This window comes from Gardnerella phocaeensis (genome assembly GCF_048545075.1).
GTDB lineage: Bacteria > Actinomycetota > Actinomycetes > Actinomycetales > Bifidobacteriaceae > Bifidobacterium > Bifidobacterium vaginale_J.
The window spans coordinates 31,552-39,853 of the sequence record NZ_JBKQXS010000008.1 but is presented as its reverse complement, the minus strand read 5'-3'; the positions used below and the strand labels follow the sequence as shown (position 1 = coordinate 39,853).

The window sequence follows — 8,302 nt, the reverse complement described above, 5'->3', positions numbered from 1 at the left end:
CAATTCTTGCACATCATCATATTTTGCAGCCATCTTCACACTCCTTTTTCACATAAATTGGGGAACATTTGCTTAAATAAAATACCATTTTGTTCCCCAATAATCAAATAATGTAGGGAACTTTTTTGCGATTATTTCACAGATTTGTTCCCCAAAACATACGCAACTAAATCTATAAGCAACTAAATCACATAACCAGTTGAGTGAAAAACAGCCAAAACACGCTCAAGAATCGCGCCAAGCAAAGCAATAATCTCATATTGGATATTAGGGTTACCCCCCACCCCAAAAAACAAATTAATAAACAAAAAGTTCTGATTGAAAAATCAACCAGAACTTTATTTGTGGAGCTAAGGAGACTCGAACTCCTGACCCTCTGCTTGCAAAGCAGATGCGCTACCAGCTGCGCCATAGCCCCATTCGAAAGAATGATGTCATTCTATCGTGGGCCCGGGAGGACTTGAACCTCCGACCTCATCCTTATCAGGGATGCGCTCTAACCACCTGAGCTACGGGCCCAACTTGTATGCCTAAAACATACAAGTAGTTACATTAGCACAGACACAGAAAATGTCAAACCGCAACACGCCATAAAAAAGAAAACAGCATGTTGCGGTTTGAATCAAAAAATTAAACAGAGGTTAATTAATCAAGATGGCTACGCATGAACCACTGGAACTTTTCCAACTGTTGAACATGATCTTGAATAATATTTGAGCTAACTAAATCAAGCTCATCAAGCTCCGCGATAGCTTTGCGATCGTCTGCAATCATATCGTTATAGTATTCAATAAGCGCTTGCAAATACTCCTTTGTGGACTTGCGACCAGTTAAAGCAAAACGCTTCCATGTGCGAGCTGCAACAACATCGTCTGCGCGGCCAAGTGGAGAGCCGCCCAAAGTTGCAATTCGCTCAGCAGTTTCATCCGCCTGCGCCAAAACTTCAGCAACCTGTGGATCAAGCATTTCGTGCACTGCAATAAAATCTGGACCAGTAACATTCCAATGCGCATGCTTAAGCACCAAAGCAGCTTCCTGCTCGTGGCTTAAACGATTCTGTAAAATGGCAACAGCCTTTTCACTGGCCGCTTCGTCGAGACCTGGCAAAATATGCAACAAAGCCATGTTCTATCCTTCCTTAGGTTTGTTAATACCGTTATTATTCTACTGCTATGGCTTAAACTACGCGCGGCGACGCACTTCAATCGTCGCAATACGTCTACCATCAACCGCAGTCACAGTCATATCGTAACCATCCGCATCATGCAAAACAGCTCCAACACTTCCCATTGAACCAGTATGCGCTAAGAAATAGCCTGCAACAGTTTCATAAGGTCCATCTTCAAGCTCAATGCCTGTAATGTCAGCAAAATCTTCAATGGTCATACCGCCATCAATTTTTGCAACACCGTTTACAAAAGCAGTTGTTTTATTCACATTATTTTGCTCAGTTTCACCAGGCAAATCATATTCATCGCGAATATCTCCAACTAGCTCTTCTGTCATGTCTTCGAGCGTAACAATACCGTCAGTTCCACCATATTCATCGATGACAACAGCCAAATGAATACCACGTTTACGAAGAAGTTCCAGACTCGGCAATAATTTGGAAGTTCCAGGAAGACTAATTCCTTCGCGAGTTACATCTGCAACAGTTTTTGCATTTGGATCACGCACATCTAACAAATCGCGAACATGCACAAAACCAATAACGTCGTCAAAATCCTTGCCAATAACAGGGTATCTGGAATATGGAAGCTCACGAATTTTCGCCGCAGCTTCTTCAAGGCTCAACGAGCCATCCAAAAACTCAACATCAGCACGAGGACGCATTACTTCAGCAACAATAGTTTCAGACGCATCAAACACATCATCCAAAATAGTGCGCTCATCTTGACTTAAACGCTTATTGCTATTGACAAGCACACGCAGTTCTTCGTCAGAAACTTCGCTTTCCTTCTCGTTAGGATCAAAGCCAAGAATGCGCACAAAACCATTAGTATTCTTTCCAATAAGCCAAATTAAAGGCTTGCAAATCTTTGAAAAAACATCAACTGCCGGGACCACTGATCTAGCAATCTGCTCAGCACGCTGCATAGCAATACGTTTTGGAACTAATTCAGAAATAACAATAGAACAGTAAGAAATAACAAGAGTTAGGAAGATTGTTGTAAGTGGGCCAGCAACGTGCGAAGAAACACCCCATGAACATACAACCGGCACAACATACGGAGCTAAAGCAGACTCACCAAACGATGCAGAAAGAAAGCCAGAAAGAGTTACTCCAATTTGTAGAGCAGATAGAAAAGTGTTAGGGTCGCGAGCAATTTTTGCAACTCTAGCGCCACGCGCATCCTGCAATTCCATGCGATCAATTTGCGAACTTCTCAAGCTCACTAAAGCTAATTCGGTTGCCGCAAATACGGAACCAAATAGCAAAAAAATCATAATGAGTAGAATATTAAAACCAATCGCCATACTTGTTATCTTAGTTTACTTCTATGCGATATCAACAATTCTAAAATAATTATCACCATTAACGAAGATAAATTATTTATGGGCGATAAAAATATCCAGTTGGAGCTTGAGCTGTTTGCATTGATATAACGTGCAGCACAACTCCAGAATGCTGATATCCAGGAATGCCAATATTGCCCCTAGAAACGCGCGCACGAACACGCACCCATTCGCGATCTTGAATTTCGCCAATATTTGATTTTTCTGCAACTAATCCAAACGGAGACATGTCGAGAATACAGCATGACATAAGCTGACGAGATACCCTAAATTGATTTGCATTCAACGTAGAATCTCTGCTAACAAAACCTGTAAGAGTAATCGTGTATCCATCATATTTTGCAGCATTATGATCGATTTCGTCATACCAGGAGCCAAAATCATCATCATCAACTGTTATCTCACGAGACTTTTCCTGCAATCCTGGCAAAGGATAATTTTGGCTACGAATAGCAATAGCACGACCACCAGCATACTGGTCGAATCCATCTAAACTAATATTTTGAGCGTAACACAAAGGAATAATAATAAGTAGCGCAGGAACAACGAAAGCTACAAGCATACGCCAAGCATCTCGCGAAGAAACAGAAAACCATCCAATCGCAGCGCATATAGACAAAATAAATAGCAAAATAGCAGCAATTAACAAATAATAATATGCTCTAGGCGTAGTAAAAAGCGTATATTGACCACTTAAAGCAACTTCAGCAATTATGATTGCAAAAAATAGCAATAAAATAGCTTCTACAAATTGAGCTAAAGTGATTTTTTTACAAGCATTATGCTCAGCACATTTTTGCTTTTTCATGCGATGAACCCCCAAGCCCATTGAGCTAATAACGACGCTAGGAAGCACGCAAAAGCAATAGTTAATGTTAAGCGCCACACAAATTTACCACGACAATCCTCAACGAGCATAAGCGTATTCTTTAAATCAAGCATAGGACCAAACAGCAGAAATACTAGCACTGACGACATAGGCAATGATGTTGCTAAACTTCTTGCAATTACAGCATCTGAGCTTGAGCATAGAGAGCTTGCGTACGCAATAGCCATCATTGCCGGAATAGCAATGAAAACATTACTCACTTGCACGCGAGAAGCAGGATCAGCTCCGAGCCATGCGCGAATTACAGAAGCAACTATAGTTCCACACACAATAATTGGAATTAATTTTATTAAATCCTGATGTATATGCTGCACATATTTGCGAATTTGTGCAGAAATACTAGGCTTTTCAATATTACTTTTTGTGAGATCACTTTCGTTATTCAATTCGCAAGAACAATGTAAAGAAGATTCGCTTTCTACTAAAATTTTCTTACGCAAAATATTGGTTTTCGAAGGGAATATAACAAAACTTAATCCAACCAATAATGCAATACCAACACCTAGAGCAATACGCATAATAGCAACAGCTGGAGCGTCAGAAAACGCATAAAATGTTGCCAATACAGATACTGGATTTACAACAGGAACTGCACATAAAAAAGTTATGGCGCACGGCAAAGGTAGTTTTCTTGCGACTAAACGAGAAAATGTTGGAACTACTACACAATCACAAACAGGCACGCAAACGCCAGCCAATATGGCAGCCAAGAAACCATTTGCCGTGGATTTTGGAGCATGTTTCTCGATAAAATCAGCAGTTACCCAAGTTTCTACTGCAGCAGAAACAAGCACACCTATGAGCGTAAAAGGTATAGCTTGTAGCAACAATCCGGAAACACCTCGAATTGTTGTATCAATTAGAAACCAAGGATGTTGCCCTTGTAAAGCAGGAGCAGCTGCAATAATAAAAGCTACTAAAGGAGCTCCGACAAGCAAGAAAAGATAGTTCGCAGAATTAGTGGAATTTGCAGAATTTGCATCAAGCGTATCTTTAGATGATTGATTCATATCTGTAACCTAACAACGTATTAATAATTCTGTTAAAAATGCGACTACATGCTACTTAGCATGAAAGAACCTCTACCAAACCGTCACTCATTCTATATCTAGCGCCAACTAGCATAAGGTTATCGTTAAAAGCGGCTTCACGAATAATTTGAGATTTATCGCAAATTTCAGCCAACATATTAGACACGTGAATGCGCTCAATATCGTCCGTGCTCAAGTCTTCTTCAATACCTGCGAGCGCAGCCGGCCCTAAAGAACGAAGCAATATTGACTCGCTAGACTCAATTATTTCGCTTGCTTCATCTTCGCCGTATTTAGAAACCAGCTTTTGCACATTCGGCAAAACGGCTTGTACAGCACCGCAATGCTCGTGTCCAAGAACAACAAGCACTTTTACTCCCAAATCGCTTACAGCGTATTCTAAAGATGCAATTACAGCATCATCAAAGACTTCGCCTGCAGTGCGAACAGAAAAAATATCACCTAAACCGGCACCAAACACAAATTCTGGAGCCACGCGCGAGTCAGCACAGGAAAGAACAACAGCTCCAGGATGCTGACCTTCAATAAGAGATAATCTCGTTTCTTCACTAAGTCCATGGCAATTTAATGAGCCTTCTGCAAACTTACGATTACCAGCTAGCATCGCGCTCCACACAGATGTAGCCAAAAGTGAATCTTCTTTTAAAAGATCTTCTTTGACTGTCTCGTGCATTATTACCTCCTTGTATTGATGCGCTTGCGCAAAGGTGACAAATACAAGCTATCAACAAATTTTGAAAACACTTCGACTTATAAAACATATTCTATCGTTACTGTGTTAAATAGAAAATATGCTATAAAAGCTAACAAAATTTATAAAATATGATTATAAAAAGAAAAGCCAACGCACAGCTAATAAAGCAGTACGAAGGCTTTTCTTAATCACATAAACTTATAAAATCATCCAGTATTCTGCAAGCCTGCAGCAACACCAGAAACAGTGCAAAGAATAAGGTAGATGAACTCTGCCTGCTGGCTTTCGCTAAGCTCTTCTTTGTCTACCTTGTTGCGAAGCTTGTGCAATGCAAGCGACTGGATTACAGACAGCGCGTCAACATAAGGCGAGCGCACACGAATAGCCTGACCGAGCACGTGACGATGCTGCAAAGGCCACTTGTCGTCGACTATTTGCAAAACCCACTTGCGAGTAAGCTGCATTTCTGAAAGTACTTTATCGCTCAAATCTTCGCGATCTCCAAGACTCAAGTACATGCGAGCAATACGCTCATCTGTCTTAGCCAAAGACATCTCAATATTGTCAATAAAAGTACTAAACAGCGGCCACTCTTCGTAAGCTCTGCGCAAAGTTTCCAAATCGCCAAACTTTTCGCAAGCCGTACCCAATCCGTACCATGCTGCTAAGTTAATGCGAGCCTGAGCCCAGGAGAACACCCACGGGATTGTGCGCAAATCGTCCAAAGACTTTGCGCCCAAACCACGCTTAGCTGGACGAGAACCGATTGGGAGCAATCCAATCTCGCTAAGCGGCGTAACCGTGGAGAACCATGGAGTAAAATCATCCGTTTGCAACAAGTCAAGGAAGCGCTCATGAGCTGCAACATCAAGTTTTGCAGCCATATCTGCGTACTTCTTCGTCATATCAGTGTTAGTTTTCTCAACACTTGGCGAAGACTGAAGCAAAGTTGCAGAAGCAACGGATTCAACGTGACGAATAGCAAGAATTGGATTGCCATATCGCGCGAAAATAACTTCGCCCTGCTCAGTAAGCTTGAAGCGGCAGTTGACGGAACCAACTGGCTGAGCAAGCACTGCACGGTTTGCAGGACCGCCACCGCGACCAACAGCGCCGCCGCGACCGTGGAACAATGTCAAATCAATATCGTGCTTCTTAGCCCATTGAGCAATTCGCTCCTGAGCAGAATGCAAAGCAAGCGTTGCGGAAGTAGGACCAGCATCCTTGGAAGAATCCGAGTAGCCAAGCATAACTTCCATCTTGCGGCCAGTAGCCTTAAGACGAGCCTGCACTTCAGGAATTTTAATAATCTCCTCAAGCACGTTTACGGAATTCTGCAAATCTTCAAGCTGCTCAAACAGCGGAATGACGTCGATTGTTGGCGCATCCTGTGGGTGAGCGAAAGCAAGACGATTAAGCTCAAATACGTCGCGCACATGCTGAGCAGATTTTGCGAAGGAAATAATGTAGCGTCGAGCAGCACGCATTCCGTTGCGCTTTTGAATTGCACCCAAAGCGCGGAATGTATCGAGCACTTCACGAGTCATTGGCTGAAGCGGACCGCGTTCGCCATGCAATCCGTGCTCGCGAATATCTTCCAAAGCGCGAGAATGCACGAGAGAATGCTGACGGAATTCCATTTCAACCATGTGGAATCCGAAAGTTTGCGCCTGCCAAATCAAATCCTGCAAAGGACCATATGCAGCACGAGGATCTCCACCTTCTGCCAAAGAGCGTTGCACAATTTGCAAATCCTCAATGAAATCTTCGCAAGAATGATACATCAAATCCGTATCGCGGCTAATAGTGCGGTGCAAACGTTCAGCCATTACCAACATTACAGCGCGATGCGGCTCACTATTAGAAACATCTGAAGCGTTTTCTGTAAGCTGTTCGCTCATTTCGCGCTGACGATTCCACAACTCAAGCAACTCCACGCTTGGAGGCGTTGTACGAGTTTCCATAGTTAAGCACTTGCCAACTTCGCGAGTACGATTCTCCAAAGCTGCAAGCACGTGATCGCTAAACTTTCGAGCGACTTGACGGCTCACTTTAGCTGTCACATTAGGGTTGCCATCTCGATCTGAACCAATCCAGCTTCCTGGATGGAAGAATGCAGGACAACGCGGAGGAACTAATCCAGCCTTCTTGCCAAGAAGCCAATCGTCAAATCGACGATACACGACTGGAATAGTGTCAAATAATGTAGCGTCAAAAATGTCAAGAATAGTATCCGCTTCTTCAACCGGAGTTGGCTTCTTCAAAGCAATCGGAGAAGTGCGAAGAAGCGCATCGATTTCGTTATAGAGGCGACGATAATTTTCGCGCTTATCAGATCCGCCTAAACGATGATGTTCGCTTAATAATTGCGAAATTCTGCGAATCTTACCTGCAACGGCTTTACGACGAGCTTCGGTTGGGTGCGCAGTAAATACAGGATGGAACTCAAGCTTTGCAAGCAATTCTTTCGCTTCAGCAGGGCTCATTTCAGTGAGCAACTTGTGATAAGCACAAGTTAGTTCGTTAACTGGATCAACAGGCAATGAATCTTCAACTTCACATTCACGCTGATGAAGTACAGAAACACGATAATTTTCCTCGCACAAATTTGCCAAGTGGAAATATGTTGCGAAAGCACGAGCTAAAAGCTGCGTATCGTGCAAATTCATTCCGTTGAGCTTGCTAACAGCTTTACTTAAGCCATCATCTGCAGTTACTTTTGCGTCTACCATTTGCGCAAAATGAGCCGCACTAGCTTCTACAGCATTCAAACGCACATCGTCGAATACTGCTAATAATTTTTCATCGAATTCGCCAAGAACATCGCGAAGAATATGCAAACACAAATCCATGTCTTGCTTAAGTGATGCTGGAAGGTCACGCTCCTCTGGGCCCTTTCGCCCTAAACCAGACGTAACAATAGTTGCGTCTGCCGGAGTAACCTGCTGATTTTCTGTTGCCATCAGACCTCCTTACGCCAGACTAAGGTTGCTTGGTCGTCTGACTTCCGCGGCTCCTCCGCGGTTATGTAGGTCAGAAGTTGCAAGCCCACAGCCTTGTTTCCAGCGAGATACCAAGTTAATTGTGAAACTACCACCGGACGTCTTAAAGAATGCTGATTTATCAACAAAATATAACTCGGCAACGGGG

At 42.9% G+C, this 8,302-nt stretch carries 6 protein-coding genes and 2 tRNA genes; all 8 read right to left on the bottom strand.

Going from position 1 to position 8,302, the window contains the following annotated elements; translation table 11 throughout:
- Positions 1 to 345 precede the first annotated feature (345 nt).
- Positions 346 to 418, bottom strand: a tRNA-Ala gene (locus tag ACJV2T_RS06000).
- Between the two features lie 27 nt (positions 419 to 445).
- A tRNA-Ile gene (locus tag ACJV2T_RS05995) sits at positions 446 to 519 on the bottom strand.
- A 126-nt stretch (positions 520 to 645) separates the two neighbouring features.
- A complete protein-coding gene (locus ACJV2T_RS05990; RefSeq protein ID WP_012913682.1) occupies positions 646 to 1,125 on the bottom strand; it encodes a Dps family protein in 480 nt (159 codons plus the stop codon).
- Positions 1,126 to 1,182: 57 nt separating this feature from the next.
- Entirely contained in the window at positions 1,183 to 2,478 is a 1,296-nt protein-coding gene (locus tag ACJV2T_RS05985) for a CNNM domain-containing protein (protein WP_174164331.1), read from the bottom strand.
- A 76-nt stretch (positions 2,479 to 2,554) separates the two neighbouring features.
- A complete protein-coding gene (locus ACJV2T_RS05980; RefSeq protein ID WP_419399412.1) occupies positions 2,555 to 3,325 on the bottom strand; it encodes a TIGR03943 family putative permease subunit in 771 nt (256 codons plus the stop codon).
- Complete coding sequence (locus ACJV2T_RS05975) at positions 3,322 to 4,416, bottom strand: permease (RefSeq protein WP_415687046.1); 1,095 nt, start codon at positions 4,414 to 4,416, stop codon at positions 3,322 to 3,324. Before ACJV2T_RS05975 ends, ACJV2T_RS05980 begins: the two co-directional genes overlap by 4 nt.
- A gap of 55 nt (positions 4,417 to 4,471) precedes the next feature.
- On the bottom strand, positions 4,472 to 5,131 hold the full coding sequence (locus ACJV2T_RS05970) for a carbonic anhydrase (RefSeq protein ID WP_419399411.1): 660 nt from the start codon (positions 5,129 to 5,131) through the stop codon (positions 4,472 to 4,474).
- 227 nt (positions 5,132 to 5,358) lie between these two features.
- On the bottom strand, positions 5,359 to 8,115 hold the full coding sequence (locus ACJV2T_RS05965; RefSeq protein WP_415687048.1) for a phosphoenolpyruvate carboxylase: 2,757 nt from the start codon (positions 8,113 to 8,115) through the stop codon (positions 5,359 to 5,361).
- Between the last annotated feature and the right edge of the window lie 187 nt (positions 8,116 to 8,302).

Bases quoted from the DNA above. Each gene is read 5' to 3' on its own strand.
- ACJV2T_RS05990 (WP_012913682.1), bottom strand. From the start codon at position 1,125: ATGGCTTTGTTGCATATTTTGCCAGGTCTCGACGAAGCGGCCAGTGAA.
- ACJV2T_RS05985 (WP_174164331.1), bottom strand. From the start codon at position 2,478: ATGGCGATTGGTTTTAATATTCTACTCATTATGATTTTTTTGCTATTT.
- ACJV2T_RS05980 (WP_419399412.1), bottom strand. From the start codon at position 3,325: ATGAAAAAGCAAAAATGTGCTGAGCATAATGCTTGTAAAAAAATCACT.
- ACJV2T_RS05975 (WP_415687046.1), bottom strand. From the start codon at position 4,416: ATGAATCAATCATCTAAAGATACGCTTGATGCAAATTCTGCAAATTCC.
- ACJV2T_RS05970 (WP_419399411.1), bottom strand. From the start codon at position 5,131: ATGCACGAGACAGTCAAAGAAGATCTTTTAAAAGAAGATTCACTTTTG.
- ACJV2T_RS05965 (WP_415687048.1), bottom strand. From the start codon at position 8,115: ATGGCAACAGAAAATCAGCAGGTTACTCCGGCAGACGCAACTATTGTT.